This window comes from Granulicella paludicola, assembly GCF_025685545.1.
In the GTDB taxonomy this organism is placed as follows: Bacteria; Acidobacteriota; Terriglobia; order Terriglobales; family Acidobacteriaceae; genus Granulicella; species Granulicella paludicola.
Genome location: NZ_JAGSYC010000025.1, coordinates 269,879 through 288,223, shown reverse-complemented (window position 1 = coordinate 288,223; position 18,345 = coordinate 269,879). Strand labels below are relative to the sequence as shown.

Annotated in this window: 12 protein-coding genes; 6 read left to right on the top strand and 6 right to left on the bottom strand. The window is 59.5% G+C overall.

The window, feature by feature from the left end; all coding sequences use genetic code 11:
* Positions 1–120: 120 nt before the first annotated feature.
* Genes OHL14_RS13065 through OHL14_RS13045 form a run of 5 tightly spaced genes read left to right on the top strand, consistent with a single transcriptional unit; the run spans position 121 to position 7,043 of the window.
* The gene (locus OHL14_RS13065; RefSeq protein WP_263379796.1) at positions 121–894 is read left to right on the top strand and encodes a hypothetical protein; all 774 of its coding nucleotides are present in this window, start codon (positions 121–123) and stop codon (positions 892–894) included.
* Positions 895–923: 29 nt separating this feature from the next.
* Positions 924–1,283, top strand: coding sequence for a DUF190 domain-containing protein (locus tag OHL14_RS13060; RefSeq protein ID WP_263379795.1), 360 nt, complete (start codon positions 924–926; stop codon positions 1,281–1,283).
* Positions 1,283–2,596: a TolC family protein gene (locus OHL14_RS13055; protein WP_263379794.1), complete on the top strand. Its 1,314-nt coding sequence runs from the start codon at positions 1,283–1,285 to the stop codon at positions 2,594–2,596. The genes OHL14_RS13060 and OHL14_RS13055 overlap by 1 nt, the downstream gene beginning before the upstream one ends.
* Before the next feature lie 14 nt (positions 2,597–2,610).
* Positions 2,611–3,828 (top strand): efflux RND transporter periplasmic adaptor subunit, encoded by a 1,218-nt coding sequence (locus OHL14_RS13050; RefSeq protein WP_263379793.1) that lies wholly within the window; start codon positions 2,611–2,613, stop codon positions 3,826–3,828.
* Between the two features lie 41 nt (positions 3,829–3,869).
* On the top strand, positions 3,870–7,043 hold the full coding sequence (locus tag OHL14_RS13045) for an efflux RND transporter permease subunit (RefSeq protein WP_263379792.1): 3,174 nt from the start codon (positions 3,870–3,872) through the stop codon (positions 7,041–7,043).
* A gap of 102 nt (positions 7,044–7,145) precedes the next feature.
* Here OHL14_RS13045 and OHL14_RS13040 read toward each other — a convergent pair whose 3' ends face one another.
* The 6 genes from OHL14_RS13040 to OHL14_RS20045 all read right to left on the bottom strand — a co-directional run bounded on the left by OHL14_RS13040 (position 7,146) and on the right by OHL14_RS20045 (position 15,736).
* Positions 7,146–7,718, bottom strand: coding sequence for a porin family protein (locus tag OHL14_RS13040; protein ID WP_263380281.1), 573 nt, complete (start codon positions 7,716–7,718; stop codon positions 7,146–7,148).
* A 61-nt stretch (positions 7,719–7,779) separates the two neighbouring features.
* Positions 7,780–10,521, bottom strand: coding sequence for a GNAT family N-acetyltransferase (locus OHL14_RS13035; RefSeq protein ID WP_263379791.1), 2,742 nt, complete (start codon positions 10,519–10,521; stop codon positions 7,780–7,782).
* A 74-nt stretch (positions 10,522–10,595) separates the two neighbouring features.
* Positions 10,596–11,108 (bottom strand): phage tail protein, encoded by a 513-nt coding sequence (locus tag OHL14_RS13030; protein ID WP_263380280.1) that lies wholly within the window; start codon positions 11,106–11,108, stop codon positions 10,596–10,598.
* Positions 11,109–11,163: 55 nt separating this feature from the next.
* The gene (locus tag OHL14_RS13025; RefSeq protein ID WP_263379790.1) at positions 11,164–11,715 is read right to left on the bottom strand and encodes a phage tail protein; all 552 of its coding nucleotides are present in this window, start codon (positions 11,713–11,715) and stop codon (positions 11,164–11,166) included.
* Between the two features lie 188 nt (positions 11,716–11,903).
* Complete coding sequence (locus OHL14_RS13020; RefSeq protein WP_263379789.1) at positions 11,904–12,440, bottom strand: hypothetical protein; 537 nt, start codon at positions 12,438–12,440, stop codon at positions 11,904–11,906.
* Positions 12,441–12,484: 44 nt separating this feature from the next.
* Positions 12,485–15,736, bottom strand: a complete 3,252-nt coding sequence (locus OHL14_RS20045) for a beta strand repeat-containing protein (RefSeq protein WP_317890417.1) — start codon at positions 15,734–15,736, stop codon at positions 12,485–12,487.
* 307 nt (positions 15,737–16,043) lie between these two features.
* Between OHL14_RS20045 and OHL14_RS13000 the strand changes: the two genes are divergently transcribed.
* Positions 16,044–18,341, top strand: a complete 2,298-nt coding sequence (locus tag OHL14_RS13000; protein WP_263379788.1) for a tetratricopeptide repeat protein — start codon at positions 16,044–16,046, stop codon at positions 18,339–18,341.
* The last annotated feature ends 4 nt before the right edge of the window (positions 18,342–18,345 follow it).

The following is an 18,345-nucleotide window of genomic DNA, read 5'->3' as shown; positions in this document are numbered from 1 at the left end:
ATGATAGGCACAACAGCCAGGTGTTCAATTTCCCTGACCCTATTTGTCAGGAAATTGTCAGGATTCTGTCAGGCGACAAAATGATTCACTTCATGAGTATCAAGTTGAAGGAGGGTCATCATGTCATTTCTTCGCATCAGTTCGTTTCTGCTAGCTACGGCCAGCATCCTCCCCGTTCAGGCCCATGCAAAAACAGCAGGGACCGTTCCACAGCTAGCCGCACACGCTACACTGCCTATCACCTTCACCAAGAGCGTGAGTGCTTCCAACGCTAAGGCCGGAGACAGCGTTGAGGCCAGGACGATGCAGGCCGTTCATTTAGCGGACGGGCGCGAAGTGCCGGCTGGCGCACGAGTCACGGGTCATGTACTTACGGCGACGGCGTTCAAATATGACAGCACACCCTATGCGAAGCAGACCGCTGGAATCCTAGACATTCAGATAGACACGCTTGAGGTTCAGGGGGCACAGGTCCCGCTGCGAGTTTCTCTCCGCGCGATGGCCGACCCCACGACAACATGGCAGTCTCGCGAACCGGCTTCTTCGGACAATGATCCTCTGGCCACGACCACTCAGATCGGCGGCGATCTACTGACGCCTTCACAGAAGGAGATTCGCGACCGCATTGGCGATGTGATCGGCTACAACAAAAAAAGCGGACAGTTCGCACATCTGATCGCCAACTCTCGCGGGTCCCTGAGTTGCGACGGCGGAGATACAGAACAGCCTGTGTCGGTGTTCTCGGCGTCTGCCTGCGGTCTCTATGGCTTTACCGATGTTTCGTTGACCGATCTTGATCCGTCGCACATTGGTCTCTCCTCCACCCATGGCACACCCAAAATATGGAAGCACACCACAGCTCTTCTGGAAGTTACTCCACAGGGCTCAAAGTAGCCACGACCTGCTGCGAACGAGGAGGGTTCATGCTGCAACCCGGACCGGCCACGAAAGTGACGATCTATCTCAATCAAGACACAGGGGCTCGTCACGGATTTCTGAGTGACGAGATCCTATCCCTGCTCCAGGCAAAGGATGTGGGCGTGGCAGGCGCTACCGTCCTTCGTCCTTACGCCGGCTTCGGAGAGCATCGACACCTGCACAAGGCTAACGCAGGCGATGTAAGCGGGCTGCATCTGCCGGTGATTATTTTCTTCGTCGACACTGCTACAAAAGTGAATGCCCTTCTCCCGGCACTTTTAGACATGGTTACCGATGGTTTGGTTGAAGCGCACCCAACAGAGGTTTTGAAGAGTGCACGTGGGACGGAGAAGGTCATCTCCTGATGAAATTCACGAAGCCCCTTGCGCTTTGCGCACTGCTGTTTCCAACTTTCCACTGCTTCCTCCAAGCGCAAACCAGCCCGGCGCAATCGCCGACCGACATTTTGACGCTCTCGCAGGCAGAAGCCACAGCACTGGCGAATCAGCCCAGGATGCTAGCTGCGCAGCTTCGTGCGCGTGCTGCTGCGCAGAGGATTACAGAAGCGCGTTCAGCCTACTTCCCATCCGTGGACTTCCATGCGACCGGCGTTCGAATAGCGGATACCGGAACTGCGACAGCGGCTGGCGCATTGACGACGTCTTCCCTCTCCAATCGCTTCGCGTACGGCGCAGGATTAAGTCAGCTCGTTACCGACTTCGGTCGGACCAGCGCGTTGATTGGCAGTTCACGTTCCGATGCTCAAGCACAGCAAGACATCGCCACGCTGACGCGGGCTCAAGTGAGATTGAACGTTCGAGATAGCTACTATCAGGTGCTCGGCGCCGAGGCTATTCTTCGAGCAGCGCAATCAGCCCAGGCAAACCGACATCTGGTGGCTCGACAACTGAACGCGCTCGCACAGAGCGAGTTGCGGTCGACGGTCGACGTGAAGTTCGCGGAGGTCCTCGCGAGTGAAGCTGACCTGGCCGTGGTGCAAGCCAGCAGTATGGTGGCTCAGCAGCGCTCCCATCTCACTACAGCGATGGGAGCAACACGAACCATCGCCTCTGCGCTTACCGAGCCAGCCACGCCCGGTGCGCTTCCGCCGGATCCGGATTCGATCCTGCCCCAGGCACAAAATCTTCGTGCCGACCTGAACGCCGCGATGGCGCAGCAACATGCCGCCCGGCAGTTTGCAACGGCAGAAAAGAGATTGAGCTATCCCACCCTGAGTGTGGCTGGCGCTGGCGGGGAGATTCCGTATCACGATCACACCCTGCAGGATAACTACGCAGCCGCAGGCTTCAACCTCAACATACCGATCTTCAATGGCGGTCTGTTTGCGGCAAGGCGCGCAGAGGCCGACTTCGAATCGAAGGCACGCACAAAAGACGTTCAACAGTTGCACCTTGTGGTGACAGAGGAGGTTCGAAGCAGCTGGGAAAAAGCCAATGAGGCCTTCCAAAGTCTGGACGTCACGGCTCGGCTTGTGGCGCAGAGCAAGGAGGCTCTGCGTCTGGCCCAGGCACGATACGATGCAGGCCTCGGAAGCATCGTCGAGTTGAACGAGGCCCAGATGAACGAGACCTCTGCGGAGATCTCTGCGGCAGATGCGAACTACACCTATCTGTCCCGTCGCGCTGAGCTTGATTTCGCGGCGGGACTTCTGAACTGAGAGGGTTTCTCCGTATGGTTCAAAAGACGAGCAAGCTTGCACTGGGGCTGATGACGTTTTCGGGTGCGTGCCTGCTGATCGCATGCAAAGCGAACGTGGCGCCACCAGCCGAGCCTCCCATCGTACCCGTGGCCAGCGTCGGTCCGGCAACTCTGCAGAACAACGTGGTGCTGTCTGCCGAGTTTGAACCTTTCCAGGATGTGGATGTGATGGCGAAGGTGGCTGGCTATGTTCGCACGATTCGAGTGGACATAGGCTCCCACGTAAAGACCGGCGATGTCCTCGCTGTCCTCGAAGTTCCTGAGATCAACGACGATCTGCAAAAGGCAAAGGCAGGTGTTGCGGCCGCGCAAGCCAACATCGTGACCGCGCAAGCTGCGGTTCAGAGGGCAGAAGCTGGTGCCGACATCGCACACCTTTCGTACCAGAGGATCCATGATGTCGCAACCAAGAATCAAGGTTTGGTTCCGCGTCAGGATGTAGACGTCGCCCGGTCTCGCGATGCGGAAGCGGTTGCTCAGCTCGCGAGTGCGAAGTCCATGCTTCAGGCCGCGCAGGAATCGAAGTCCGCCGCCGATGCAGAGTACGCAAGAGCAGGGGCGATGATGCAGTACGCGACGATTCGCGCTCCATTCGACGGAATCGTAACGAAGCGTTACGCCAACACGGGTTCGATGATTCAGGCTGGCATCTCTTCACAAACGCAGGCAATGCCGCTTGTAAGACTTGCCCAGTACGATGTGCTTCGCCTTACGCTCCCGGTGCCTGTCACTGATGCCGCGGGAGTGAGGGAGGGGCAGCCCGTCGACGTTACAGTCGCCAATCCGAGCCGCCTGATCCAGGGCAAGATTGCACGCTATGCAGGCTCTGTCGAAATGGCGACTCGCACCATGGACACGCAGGTCGATGTACCGAACGCAGATGGCAGCCTGCTACCGGGCATGTACGCGCAGGTGCATCTTCACCTGGCCGATCGCCCGGATGTTTTGAGTGTTCCCATCGATGCCGTGGATGGCCTGGGGAGCAGCGTAGAGCAGGCATACACCGTGCGGAATGGCGTGGTGCGTATCGTTCAGGTGACCACCGGCATCCAGACGGCAACGCGCCTCGAAGTTCTTACCGGGCTAAGAGCCGGAGATCAGGTCATTGTCGGGCGGCATACAGGACTATCGGACGGAGAGCAGGTGCATGCCCAACAAGCCACCTACGAATCGGATGCCGCACATAGCTAGCGGCCAAGCAGCAGGCGGCACAAAAAGAAAATGCGAGGAATATGTCGGGATTCTCGATACGAAACCCTTATCTAATCGTCGTTCTGGGTCTGATGATGATGATCCTTGGCACGGTCAGTGCCTCGGATATGCCTGTCGATATGTTCCCGGCGGTAAACATGCCCGTTGTGGCTGTGGCGACGTTCTACTCGGGCATGCCTCCGGCGCAGATCGAGACCAACATTACGTATCATCTTGAGCGCCAGTTCACGCTGGCCAGTGGTATCGATCATATGGAGTCGCGCTCGCTCCCTGGGGTCAGCCTCATTAAGGTGTACTTCCGGACGGGCACGGATGCGGATGCAGACGCCGCAACAATCTCTTCGCTGGCCATGAGCGATCTACGGGATATGCCGCCCGGGACCTATCCACCAGTCGTGCTTAAGCAGGATGCAGCCAGTATCCCCGTTTCGCTTGTCACGCTTTCCGGTTCTGGTTTAGATGAGGCCAAGCTCAAGGACCTTGCGCAGAACTTCGTCCGCAACCAGTTAGCTGGCGTGGAGGGGGCATCCGTTCCGCAGCCCTTCGGTGGCCGCTGGCGGCAGATCATGCTGTATGCCGATCCTTACAAGCTGGAAGCCAATCAGCTAAGCCCGATGGATGTGGTTCGCAAGATAAATGAGGCCAATGTTGTACTACCCGCAGGCGACGTAGAAATTGGCCGCAATGATTACGATCTGTATACCAATTCCATGCTCGGAGCCGCGGGTGATATCGCTCAGGTCCCGCTGAAGATGGAGGGGCAATCACCTGTCCGCGTGGGCGATGTCGCGACTCCGCAGGACTCGTTCAGTCGCCAGTTCAACGTCGTTCGCGTAAACGGACAGCGCGCGGTGTACCTGCCGATTTTCAAGGCTGGAGCCGACTCCAATACCATCTCCATCGTCAACGGCGTGCGCGCGAAGCTGAAGAATCTCTTTGACGTTCCAGCCTCGCTCAAGACGGACGTCGTCTTCGACCAGTCGCGGTTTGTGAAGACGGCGATCGAAACGCTGCTACATGAAGGTGGCGTGGGACTATTCCTGACCTGCCTCATGATCCTGATCTTTCTGGGAAGCATGCGGGCCACGGTAGCCGTGTTCTTTTCGATTCCACTCTCGCTGCTTACAACGTTCCTGATTTTGAAGCTGACCGGCAGCTCTGTCAACAGTATGGTGCTGGGTGGCCTCGCGCTTGCGCTCTCTAGACTGATCGACAACTCAGTCGTCGTTCTTGAAAATATCTTCCGGCATCTGGAGGGTGGCGAAGCTCCAATGGTTGCCGCAGAAAAGGGGGGCAAGGAGGTTGCCCTTCCGGTGCTTGCGGGCACACTTTCTACCATCGTCGTCTTCTTTCCCGTAACAATGCTCTACGGTGTGAGCCGCTTCCTGTTCTCGTCACTTGCCCTCGCGGTCGTCATCTCACTGATCGCCTCTTACTTCGTGGCGCTCACCGTCGTACCGCTCTTCTGCTCGCGCTTTATCAAGAGCCCGCATGGTGAGATCGACCACATGTCTTCGCAGGATGAACAGATCGTAGCTGCAGACCAGCCACGCCAGAGAAGCCTTGGTCAACGCTTCAACAAGCGCTTTAATCGCTTCTTCGAAACGCTTCTTCACGAGTACGACAAACTGATCGCCAGAGTTCTCGATGCCCCAAGGACGATCCTGGCATTCTTCGCCGTCAGCTTCCTCGCAAGCTTATGCCTCTTCCCTCTCATCGGGAGGTCGTTCTTTCCAAGGACAGACGCCGGACAGTTTGTCATCAACTTCAAAGCCCCATCCGGAACGAAGCTGACCGATACAGAGGCAGAGGCTTCCAAGATTGAGAGCATCGTTCGCGGGATTGTCTCAAAACATGACATGGGGCTGACCGTGAGCAACATCGGAGTCGATCCCGGATTCTCTGCCCTGTTCACCCCGAACTCCGCAATGCATACCGGCTTCACGCAGGTCGCGCTCACCGAAGATCATACCGTCAGCAGCTACACCTATATAGACGAGGTAAAGCGTGCACTGTCCACTCAGATGCCCGAACTGCAAACGTTCTTTTCGAGCGGCAGCCTTGTGGATGGCGTGCTAAACATGGGAGCTCCCGCGCCCATCGACGTCCGAGTCGCGGGCAACAATATGACGGCTGACTTCCAGACGGCCCAGGCGCTTGCCGCCAGAATCCGGAAGCTCCGTGGCGTTGCCGACGTGTATATCCCTCAGGACATCGACTATCCGTCGCTCCGGATAGCGGTCGATCGCACCCGAGCCGATGAACTGGGGCTGACAGAACAAGAGATCGTCTCCAACGTCATCACAGCTGTCACATCGAATCAGATGATTGCGCCCTCGATCTGGATCGACCCCAAGAGTGGCAACAACTACTTTCTCACGGTGCAGTACAAGGAAGGTCAAATCAAGTCTCTGGAAGACCTCAAGGCCATCCCACTGCACGGTACGCATGTCACGCGCCCCACACGCCTGGACATGGTCGCCGACATCCAGCAATTCCAGGCTCCGACGGAGATGGACCACACGCAGATTCGAAGGTTTGTGGACATCTATGTGCGGCCACAGGATGAGCCGCTAAACCGCATTACAGACAAGATCAACAAGATCGTAGCGACGACGAACGCTCCACACGGGATCGACGTGACGCTGACCGGGAGCGTGAACTCCATGAACCAATCGTTCAGGAGTTTCGCGATCGGCTTGGGTCTTTCGGTGCTGTTGCTCTTTCTTATTCTGGTGGCGCAGTTCAGGTCTTTCACGGACGCCGGCATCATTCTGATGGCATTGCCGCCCGGCATTACCGGTGTCATTCTCGCACTTCTTCTGTGGCACACGACATTGAATGTCATGTCCCTGATGGGGGTCGTCATGCTTGGCGGTATTGCGACCTCGGACAGCATCTTGATCGTCGAGTTCGTGCATCATCTATTGGGCGAGGGCTTGCCCCTGCGTGAAGCCCTCTCTACAGCTTGCCGCGTTCGTCTGCGGCCGATCCTCATGACGTCCCTGGCGACACTCATCGGCTTGCTGCCGATGGCGCTCAAACTCGGCGAAGGTAGCGAAGCGTATGCTCCACTGGCGCGAGCCTTGATCGGCGGCCTCGCCGTGTCAGCAACTATGACCATCTTTGTTGTGCCTGCCGGCTTTTTTCTAATCTACCGAAACAAGCCTGAATTCCACGAGCAACAGGCGTGAACGTCCGTTCAGCACACCAGGGACACACCATATATTGGATGGATTCGGACGTTGATCCAGTCACAAAAGCCCTCTTCACAAAGGTGGGCTTGATTCCCGCAGCTACGGCTTGAAGCGGATCACCACGCCGGCTCCCAGCCGCAGCAGGTTCTGTGTATTACTGCCTCCATTGCCGAGCCCCGCATGCAGATAGCCCACATCCAGCACTCGGAACGCAATGTGCTGCGAGCTGCGACAGTCCAGCCCGCCATTCGCCTGAAACGCGAAGCTGCTCGCGTTTGATACCGCTCCGGTCGGCGTGGCAAATGTGCTATCCATCCCGGTCGCTTCGCCGATGAGCGCCTGCACGTACGGGGACCAGCGCCTCGCTGCATACATGCGGTAACGCGGGCCGACGGTCGCCGTGCCCAGCACCAGCGGCACACCGCTCGTACCGATGGAACTCGTCCGCGTGCCTGTGTAGTCGAAGGCAATTCCAAACCCATGCCCCAGGCCGATACCGAGCTCTGCCGAGCCGCCTTCCAGCCAGAAGTTCTGCCCCGTGCTGACCCGCAGTGTGCGCTGAGCGTTGAAGGTGAAGGCAACATCGACAGGATCGGCAGGCGCAGCAGCCTGCGCATTGCAAGCCGCTGCGCTGAATGCCAAGACCGCCGTGCAGATCGCCGTACGCAACATGGAAGACACTGGTGTCACTCTCCAGACCCTCAGGGATTTCAAACTGATCGTTGAGCTCACGTTACTCCACCACCAGAGTTACGGTCGTGGAGCGCTGCAGCGTTGCGCCGGTAGAGCTAGTGGCTGTTCCGGTCACGGTTACGGTGTAGGACTTCTGGTACTGCCCAAGGAATCCGTTGTTGGATCCGCAGCCGGTCAGACCACCGATTGCTCCCAGGGTAAGCAGCAGAAGTCCGCAGAGGGTAAGTAACCGTGTGCCGCGAACGCGACGGCGTAGGCTCTGCGAGAACGGCAGCAACAGCAGGCCCAGGGCAATCGTCACGCTGCCGAAGAACTGGTGCTGTTCTACCAACGCGACCAGAGTCAGGATCGTCATCGTAAAGGTGGTAGCAGTCGAGCCGAGCGTGATGGTCTGTGGATTGAAGCTGACTGTTGCTCCGGGCGGCAGTCCCGTGGCTGTCAGCACAATCGGCACGTTGAAGGGCAGGCCGACAGGGGCGACAGTGAAAGTGAAGACGCCAGCCTGCCCCGGCGTGACGGTCAGGTAGCCGTTCGCCGTCGACAGGTTGAGGCTGAAGTCCAGCACGGAGATCGGCAGCACCGGCGAGCTATTGCCTGTGTAATTGAGGTCGCCCGCGTACACCGCGGTGATGTTGTGCGATCCGTCAGCCAGAGCCGAGGTCGTCAGCGTTGCCACACCGTTCACCAGCGAACCACTTCCTATAGCCGTGGTGCCATCGAGGAAGGTCACAGTACCGGACGCAGGCACCGTACCCGCCACGTTCACTACCGCGGTAAAGAGGTCGGCCTGCCCATTGAAGGGGGTAGCTACGCTCGCCGTCAGCGTGACGGTGGTCGCCGTCTTGATCGCTGTGCCTGTGAGCAGGAGCGTTTGTGGCACAACACCCGCCCCACTGAAGATGACCGAACCCGAGCTTGTTCCTGTCACCAGCGGCGTATAAAGCAGATTCTCAACGCAGCTCGTGCCCGCCGTCAGCGTGATCGGCAGAGCCCCGCAGGGGCTGCCCGCTGCTGCCGAGTAGCTACCCGTGAACGCAGTTGAGGTGACGGTTATCGAAGCCGTACCTGTGTTGGCCAAAGTGACCGGCTGAGGCGAAGACGCCACACCGACTCCCTGATTCGCGAAAGTGATGGTCGGCAGAGCCGCGCCGCGAAGCCGCTGATTCAAGCGATCGCCGATGGAGAGGTTGCCCACTGCATCCGGCGCCACTGCCTTCGGCTCGTTCAGATTGACCTGGCTCGCAACCGAGCTGTCGCCGCCAAAGCCTTGCGCGCCACTGCCCACGATGGTGGCAATTGCACCCCCGCCGACCCGGCGGATACGCTGATTGTCTGTATCGGCGATATAAACATTGCCCGCAGCATCGACGCTGACGCCTGTAGGCTTGGCCAGCGTCGCAGCCGTAGGGCTGGCACCGTCACCTGAAAAGCCGCCCGAAAAACTGGCACTGCCACTGCCGGCGAGGGTCGAGATGATGCCGCTGGTGTTCACCACGCGGATGCGCTGATTGTTACGGTCGGCGATGTAAACCTTGCCTGCTGTATCGACCGCAACACCCGATGGCAGATCGAGTGCCGCTGCGGTCGCAGCTCCGCCGTCGCCAGCGAACAACTCTTCGCCATCGCCCGCGAGGGTATTGATGGTGCCACCGCTTACCTTGCGGATGCGCTGATTGTTGCGGTCGGCGATGTACAGATTGCCAGCGGTATCCACTGCCACTCCGCTCGGCAAGGCAAGTTGCGCAGCTGAAGCCGCGGCTCCGTCGCCGCTGAATCCTGGCGTACCCGTCCCCACCACCGTCGAGATGTTGCCGCCACTTACGAGACGGATGCGGTGGTTGTGCGAGTCCGCAATATAGATGTTGCCGCTGCCATCCACGGCCACGCCCGTAGGTGTATCAAGAAGCGCCGCCGTCGCCGCGCCGCCATCACCGCCGAACCCGGCCACGCCCGTTCCGGCGACCGTGGTGATCGTACCGTTTGTCGCAATCTCACGCACGACATGATTGAGCGAATCGGCCAGGTACAGATTGCCGTTGCCGTCATACGCCACCGCGCTGGGCGCGGCCAGCGTAGCGCTCGTCGCAGCTCCACCATCGCCGGTGTACCCCACCGTGCCAGTACCGGCAGAAGTAGAAAGCACACGCCCAGGCGTGACCGTCAAAATACCCTGCGCTTTGGCCAGACCGGCAGAGAGCAGCAGTGCCGCAGCGACCGCGACCCGCAGCGCACGGCCCCTGCCATGAGAAGGTTCAGAGAGATGTGCAGAGATCATAGGGTTCGACGCGGCGTTCGGTGTGGAGCATTCAGCCAGCGGTCTTGAAGCCGCAGCCCAGAACATCTGGATGGAGGTTTCGTTCGCGGCTACGGTTTGAAAACCGAGGCGACGATAGAGCGCCTCAGCCGGATTGCCCGGCGCAACCTGAAGGGTGATCGAGTTCCCTCCCGCAAGTGTTTGCAGGTGTGCGATTGCAAAGGAACCGATGCCCTGACTCTGAAACGCGGGCAGAACGGCGATATCGACCAGGTGGACGCCGCTCTCCGTCTTGCCGAAGAGCAGCCGACCGATGGGTGTAGCGTCGGCCAGGCTCAGGATGAGATTCTGCGCCGAAGGATAGCTGGCGGCATAACTCAGCACACGGCTGGAGTATTGCATCTCAGCGAGCTGAGACCGAAGCTCCTCCGGCATCAACGCGAGCGTCGCATTCGTCGAAACAAAGAGCAGGCGCAGAAACGCGTCGTCCTGGGGTGAAGCTGGCCGGAAGAGAATAGTTGACGACATCCGCGTTTGGTCTCGATCGTAAGGAAGTGATACCGGTGGCAATGAACACATCATCGCCACCGAAGGCTAAGTCGTTAGCTGCGTGCGGGGTAAATACCCTGCAGAGCGATGATGAACGTAAGACAAAGATAGGGCTGCATGTTGGTGTGAGGCTGACTGCCGCCAGCCGTTGCGATAGCGGTCGCGGCCATGGTGGTGTTCCCGGTGCCTTGTATGTAGCCAGGCTCAGGGGCTGCTGACTTTCCTGTACCGACACTGATTACCGCCGGTATCGCACTCGCCGGTGAGGTCTGGTTCGCCGTACTCGTGCTGGCATTATGCAAGTGGGTGTGTTGCGGCATCTGCGTCGATAGCAGCGTCACATTCTCTACACCCGCCGTTTGACCGACCACATATTGTGATCCGCTCGGAGCCGATCCCCAATGGATCGGCACCGTTCCCTGCAGATTCGGCAAGGCGAACGTGCTTGTGCCATTGCCGCCATACGTTGTGCCGAGCAAAGAAAACAGTGCAGTGTTTTGAGAAATGGACAGAATTGATCCATTACAAAGGGCCCAGCCTACGGGGGCAAAAGTGCCTGCAAACATTCGAATTTCACCAAGATACGGATCAGACATGACAAACTCCTGAGAAAACTGTTCGTTAATTGCTGGATGGGTAAATGCCCACCAAAGCGATGAGGTAAACCAGCGTGAGGTATGGCGGCTCTATATTGAACGGAGTACTGCTCCCGGTCAGGCTCACGGCGTTATTCGCCATCTGCGCTACCGGTGCTACCTGCGCGTAGGTTGGCAGCTGCTGCGCATCCTTACCTACACCCTGCACTGTAACTGCCGGTATGGATCCTCCCGGATTCACCGTGGTTCCATTGCCCGTACTCACGTTGATCATGTGATTGTGAGGCGGAAGGTTCTGAGTCTGCAGGGTGGCCGTCGTCGCTCCGCCGCTTTGTCCCAGCGTGTACGCGGGCAGGTTGTTGCCCTGACCAAAGCCTAGCGCCACCCGGCCGCGCAGGTCAGGCAGCGCGAAGTTCGATGTGCCGTTGCCGCCGAAGCGGGTTCCCAGCAGAGAAAACAGAGCGCTGTGACTGGCGATGGACATCAACTGGCCTTCGCAAAAAGCCCAGTTGGTGGGCGGGTTGTTCCCAGCCGCGAACCATGGAACGATACGAATTTCTCCAAGAAACGGGTCCATAGAAATCTTCCTCGAGCCTTTTGGGCGGTTAGGGCACCAGGACAGGTGCTGCTTGCTCTGTGTATGGAGGACACATCGTCCTCCCCTATGGCCCGAAATCTCCCGCTAAATCCGGCCAGTTCAAACAGCTGCGCTTGCTTCAAGCAACTACAAGTAAGTCAGTGGCAGATCTCCTACGCGAGGCACCTTTAGTTCGAGCGGCCCATCTTTCCTTTCATCTCTTTCTTCGCTGTGCTGACGAACGTCACGCAGAATGCCGAATGGGATGGATCGTTCCTCATCACCGCTGGCACACTCGAGCCGTCCGCTGCGATCTTTGGTTCCACCGCCGCGCTTGCCAGATGGTATTCACCGCTTGCGAGCAGCGGCGCATGGATGCGAAAGCGCATTCGGTAGTACCCGTTGTGAATGTCTTCAAGGGGAGTTTCCACGGGTGTGCTGGAACGCTGTGGACGCAGACGAAGCTCCAACACAGAACCCGCCCGGCTTGTTCGCTGTTCCACCGGTGCGGTAAAGCGCAAACGAAGGTTTTCCACGTCGGTAAGCGATAGTGCGGAGTCGATCGCCGGGTTCCACTCGAGCACCGCAATATCGCCATTCTGCACCGTAGGACAGGTCCCTGGCGTCAGCACTACTTCATTGCCGCTGGCGGGCTGCGCGTGGACGAACCCCGTCGCCATAGCCATCGTCACAACCGCCATGGCCTGGAGACACCGCCTGCTCACAGAACTTTTCTCTCTCCGACGCTTGGGAATCATTCCGTCACCTATCACTGGCACTTCATGGAAACGCTATAAACATCGAAGCCGCTCGTGTTGGACTCCTTGACGCCGATGTTGATCAGTTGGCCCGCGGCGACTGCCACCGTATGCGCTGTGTCCGAACACGTCACCGTCGTGCCTGGCGACGTGAGCGAAAGACCGCTCGCGCTGCAGGTCAGAGTCGATGCACTTTGATTGACATAGACCTGCACCGTGCCGGTCTGCGTTCCGCTGGGCGTACCACTCGTTCCGGTACTTGCAGTAAGGGCCACCTGCAGATTACTCAGTGTGCAGGCGTACGGCGCAGCGAAAAGATTACCGTTTTCGAAGGACGCGGCCGTTCCTCCGGTAGTAACACCAACGCTTACAACCCCGTTGACCGGCGAGAACAGATAGTTTGTGTTCGTGGTGAGCACGTCGTTATCGCTGAAGTTGGAGAACAGAATGCCTCCTCCACCGGACGACGGGAAGTTGATGGTCAGCGCACCAGTGCCTGTGTTCACGCTGGCCGAACCCGTCGCGTTCCCGTTCGTGACAGTCACCGATCCAACAGAGCCAGTGGCTCCAGCGGGTCCCATGGGTCCCACGGGTCCCTGCGCGCCAACATTGCCCTGTGGACCTTGAGAGCCGGTGGAGCCAGTTGGCCCGGTGGCTCCTGTTGCGCCACTTGAACCACCAGCGCTGTAGTTTTCAGGTCCCATGAAGTAGACCGACGCCTGATTATTGATACTCGCCGATGCGAGCAGGACGCCGACCACCTGGGTGCCGGTGGGGTAGGTTGCCACGGCGTGGCAGTAGCTGCCGAAGCCGGGTGTCGTGCTGGCGACGACGTAGTTGCCCGGTGCCCCACTGCCGTCAAAAAAGCAGTTTGCAATGCCCTCGAGTTGAATGGTGACGCTGTTTCCCGGAACAGCAAAGGACACGGCGACGCCGAGGACGGGACTGGTGGTGGTGCCACCTCCGGTGGTGGGAACCTGCTGTACCTGCCCAGCGGTACCGGTGAACTGTGCGAGTTGACCTGCACCGAGGGACGAGGTACCGCCATTGACGAAGCTCTGTGTACTGTTTGCGCTTCCTGTGGCACCAGTAGCTCCGGTGGTACCGGTCATTCCAGTTACGCCCGTAGCGCCGGTTGTGCCGTTGATACCCGTTGCGCCAGTGGCACCCGTCGAGCCGGTAACACCGGTGACGCCCTGCAGACCCGTTGCGCCGGTTGAGCCAGTAGCACCGATAGCACCCGTCGAGCCAGTCACACCGGTGACACCTTGGAGACCAGTCGCGCCGGTCGAACCAACGGCACCCGTTGCACCTGTAGAGCCAGTAGCACCGATAGCACCCGTCGAGCCAGTCACACCGGTGACACCCTGGAGACCAGTCGCGCCAGTTGAACCAACGGCACCCGTTGCACCTGTAGAGCCAGTAGCACCGATAGCACCCGTCGAGCCAGTCACACCGGTGACACCCTGGAGACCAGTCGCGCCAGTCGAACCGACGGCTCCTGTTGCACCCGTCAAGCCGGTGGCGCCGATAGCACCCGTCGAGCCAGTCACACCGGTGACACCTTGGAGACCAGTCGCGCCAGTCGAACCAACGGCTCCTGTTGCACCCGTCAAGCCAGTGGCGCCGATAGCACCCGTCGAGCCAGTCACACCGGTGACACCTTGGAGACCAGTTGCGCCCGTTGAACCAACGGCACCTGTTGCACCTGTAGAGCCAGTAGCACCAATAGCACCCGTCGAGCCGGTGACACCGGTGACGCCCTGGAGACCAGTTGCGCCGGTTGAACCAACGGCACCCGTTACACCCGTGGAGCCGGTGGCGCCGATAGCACCCGTCGAGCCAGTCACACCGGTGACGCCTTGGAGACCAGTTGCGCCGGTTGAACCAACGGCACCTGTCGCACCGGTAGAGCCAGTAGCGCCAGCCGTGCCCGTCGTGCCGGTGACACCCTGAAGACCGGTCGAGCCCGTTACGCCAGTGACACCTTGAAGACCCGTTGCACCAGTTGAGCCAACAGCACCCGTTACACCTGTAGAACCGGTTGCGCCAACAGCGCCTGTCGTACCTGTGACGCCTTGAAGACCGGTCGCGCCGGTAGATCCGATGGCCCCCGTCGCTCCAACCGCACCTGTGCTACCTGTCACACCTTGAATGCCTTGAGCGCCAGTCGAGCCCGTCGAACCGAGGGCTCCCGTTACGCCCTGAATACCTTGAGCGCCAGTCGCACCAGTAGAGCCGATCGCACCGGTGGCACCCGTGATGCCTTGAAGTCCCTGAGCACCAGTCACACCAACAGCACCCGTGCTACCTGTCACACCTTGAATGCCTTGAGCGCCGGTAGAACCCGTAGCACCAACGGCACCCGTAGCTCCAACCGCGCCAGTTGAGCCAATCGCGCCAGTCGTACCCGTCACACCCTGAATACCCTGAGCGCCGGTCACACCCGTGATGCCCTGAAGACCCTGGGCACCTGTAGCTCCAACCGCGCCCGTCACACCCTGGATACCCTGAGCGCCGGTCGCACCCACAGCACCCTGAATGCCTTGAATACCCTGAGCGCCAGTTGTGCCCACGAGGCCCTGAATACCCTGCGCTCCGGTTGCGCCTGCGATCCCTTGAATACCCTGGATGCCCTGCACGCCCTGAGCACCCGTGGCACCCGTAGCTCCGGTCGCGCCCATCGACGTGATCGTAATGTCCAGCGAGGCCGCATGGCCCGTTTCGTCGTTCTCCTTGGAATCCAGCAGGACGTAAGCGCCGGACGAGCTGAGCGCGAAGCCGAAGTTCGTCGCCGGTGTCGTCATCCAGCCCTGCACTGTGGACGTCACATCGAGCGTCACATACGTGCCCGCCGCGTTGGCGGAAAGCGTTCCCAGCGTCGCGCCGGTCGAGGGAATCGTGCTGTACGTCACACCCGACTCGCTCCAGGCAGAGGTCACCGGAGCTACTGCGATCGTTCCCGCCGCATTCACACGGTTTACGTAAACCGTCAGTGTCGCGCGCGCTATCTGGTTCGCGGTCACGCCTGTCGGCAGCGAAGTCAGGTCAAAGCGCAGCAGCGACGTGTTGCCGTTACCCACGTAGAGGTTCGCAACCGTCCCAAAGTTGTTGCCCGGGCGGGCGGAGCTGACGTGGGCGTCGGCGACCAGCGCGACCTGCGCAGCATGTGCAGCAGCCGGAACAGCGACAGCCAGAAAAGCAGCGGCAACAAGGCGGAGAACACCCGCACGGCACGAGAGGACGAACGATCGACGGTCCACGAATACTCCTCCCCGAGTCCAGACGCAGGCGTATACCAACTGCGGGGAGACCCGAGAAAACTAAACTTGTGACTTCGGCACAGCAACTCGCGTCCACGACGAACGGGAGCCAGCGCATATGTCGTCCGCGAAGTACATCGGTACGACTATGCCAACGGAGGTTTGAAATCTTTGAGGACGATACCCTGTCCGTCTGCGTCGTGTCAAAATAATCTTCGGCTCGCTCGTAATTTTTTTCCCGTCTCGCTTTTCCCTTCCTGGCACTCGTTGCTATTTGCCTGATTTTTCGCAAAGGACCTCCATCGCCTTGCCGCTGCCACCCTCCTCCGATCGCCGCCTTCCACTCGTCGCGACCGTCATCCTGCTACTGGCCGTCTGCCTTGTCTACGCCAACGCCTTTCAGAACGGTTTCCACCTCGACGACTCCCATACCGTCATCGACAACCCCTCCATCCGCAGCCTTCACAACGTCCCGCGCTTCTTTACCGACACCCGCACCTTCAGCGTGCTTCCCGCGAACCAGACTTACCGTCCGCTCGTCTCCGCGTCTCTCGCGCTTGACTACGCTCTAGGTCACGGTTACGTGCCTTTCTGGTTCCACCTCTCAACCTTCCTCTTGTTTTTGCTGCTGGTCTGGCTGCTTACGCAGATCTACCAAGTGATCTTCGATCGGACCGAGTCCTCAGCAGCCAATCCGTGGCTAGCCTTCGCAGCCGCCGCCTGGTTCGGCCTGCATCCCGCTATCGCAGAGACCGTCAACTACGTTATCCAGCGCGGCGACCTCTTCTGCACACTGGGCTGCGTCGCCGCGCTCTACCTGTTCGCGAAATTCCCCCAGCAGCGTCGTTTTGGCCTGTATCTGCTGCCATTCCTCGCAGCCATGTTGTCAAAGCCACCGGCAGCGGTCTTCCCGATCCTGCTGCTGCTCTACGTGCTTTTCTTCGAAAAGCCCCCGACGTCAACACGGGACTCGAAGCCACTTCGCTCCGCGCTCGTCGCCATCGTGCCCAGCGTCGTCCTCACCGCACTGCTGCTCTGGCTGCAGTCTGCGATGACGCCGAAGACGTATCTCCCCGCGATCGTCTCCGCTGCCAGCTATCGACTCACTCAGCCGTTCGTCTGGTTACGTTATGCAGGTACTCTCTTCTTGCCAATTCACCTTAACGTGGACACCGACCTCAGCCCGTTCCCCAGTTTCAATTTTGAAGCTGCCTGCGGTCTCTGTTTCCTCGTCGCGCTGATCGTTGCTATCGTCTACTGCTGCCGGCGACGCGCGCTCTATCCCATCGCCTACGGCCTGCTCTGGTTCATCATCACACAGCTGCCCACCTCGCTCTACACCTTGTCTGAGGTCGAAAACGACCACCGCATGTTCTTCTCTTTCGTCGGCCTTATCCTCGCCGTCGTATGGGCGGTCTGGCAACTGCTGCTTCGCTTCAGCACCTCCGAACAGCGCACCGCTCTCAGGCCTGTGCTGATCGCACTCGCCTGCCTCGTGCTAAGTGGCTATGCCTATGGCGTACACGTCCGCAATCGCGTCTGGCTCGACGAAGAGACGCTGTGGAAGGACGATGTCGCCAAGTCTCCACGCAACGGTCGGGGTCTCATGAACTATGGCCTCACGCAGATGAACAAGGGCAACTACGATGTTGCGCTTGATTACTTCGAACGCGCTCTGCAGTACACGCCAAACTACCCCACGCTTGAGATCAATCTAGGCGTCGTGAACGGTGCCATGGCCGACGCCGGTGCCACCACGCGAGGTCCCGAGGCCGAGCGCCACTTCCTCCGTGCGCTCGCGCTCGCTCCCGACGCCGATGAGACCCACACCTTCTACGGTCGCTGGCTGCTGCAACACAACCGCTTGCCCGAAGCCTTTCAACAGTTGAAGACAGCTATTACGCTCAACCCTATGCGCCTCATGCCGCGTGACCTGCTCATCGCCGCCGACAATCAGCTCGACGATACCGCTGCTGCACATCAACTCGCATCCGAGACACTCGCCATCGCCCCCGACGACGTGGCCGCACGCGCTTCCCTGCTACACCCCGCCACGCGGACAGCAGACTACTGGATCAATCTCTCGCTCACGCAATATCAGCAAGCGCAATATCCGCAGGCCATCGACTCCGCACAGCACGCACTCAGCATCAATCCAAAGTCAGCTCTCGCCTGGAACAACATCGGCGCGGCGCAGGCAGCCATGCACCAGTGGCAGCCAGCTATCGCCAGCGAGCGCAAGGCGCTGGAGATTGACCCCAGGTTGCAGATCGCACAGAACAACCTGCAGCTCTACACAAAGCAGAGCTCTGCCCCGAGCCAGGGACCAAAGACAGCCGCCGACCTGCTGGATGATTCTCTGAATCTCAACCGACAGGGCAAACTCGAAGAGAGCATCGCTGCCTCCCGTGCCGCGCTGCACCTTGATCCCGACATGGCCGAAGCCTGGAACAATATCGCCGCAGGCTATGAAGGGCTGCACCGCTGGGACGAGGCCATCGCAGCCGCCGAAAAGGCCATCGCCCTCAAGCCTGACTTCCAGTTGGCAAAGAATAATCTTGCCTGGTCGCTCTCACAAAAGCGACTACAACAAGGCGTCAAGTGAACTC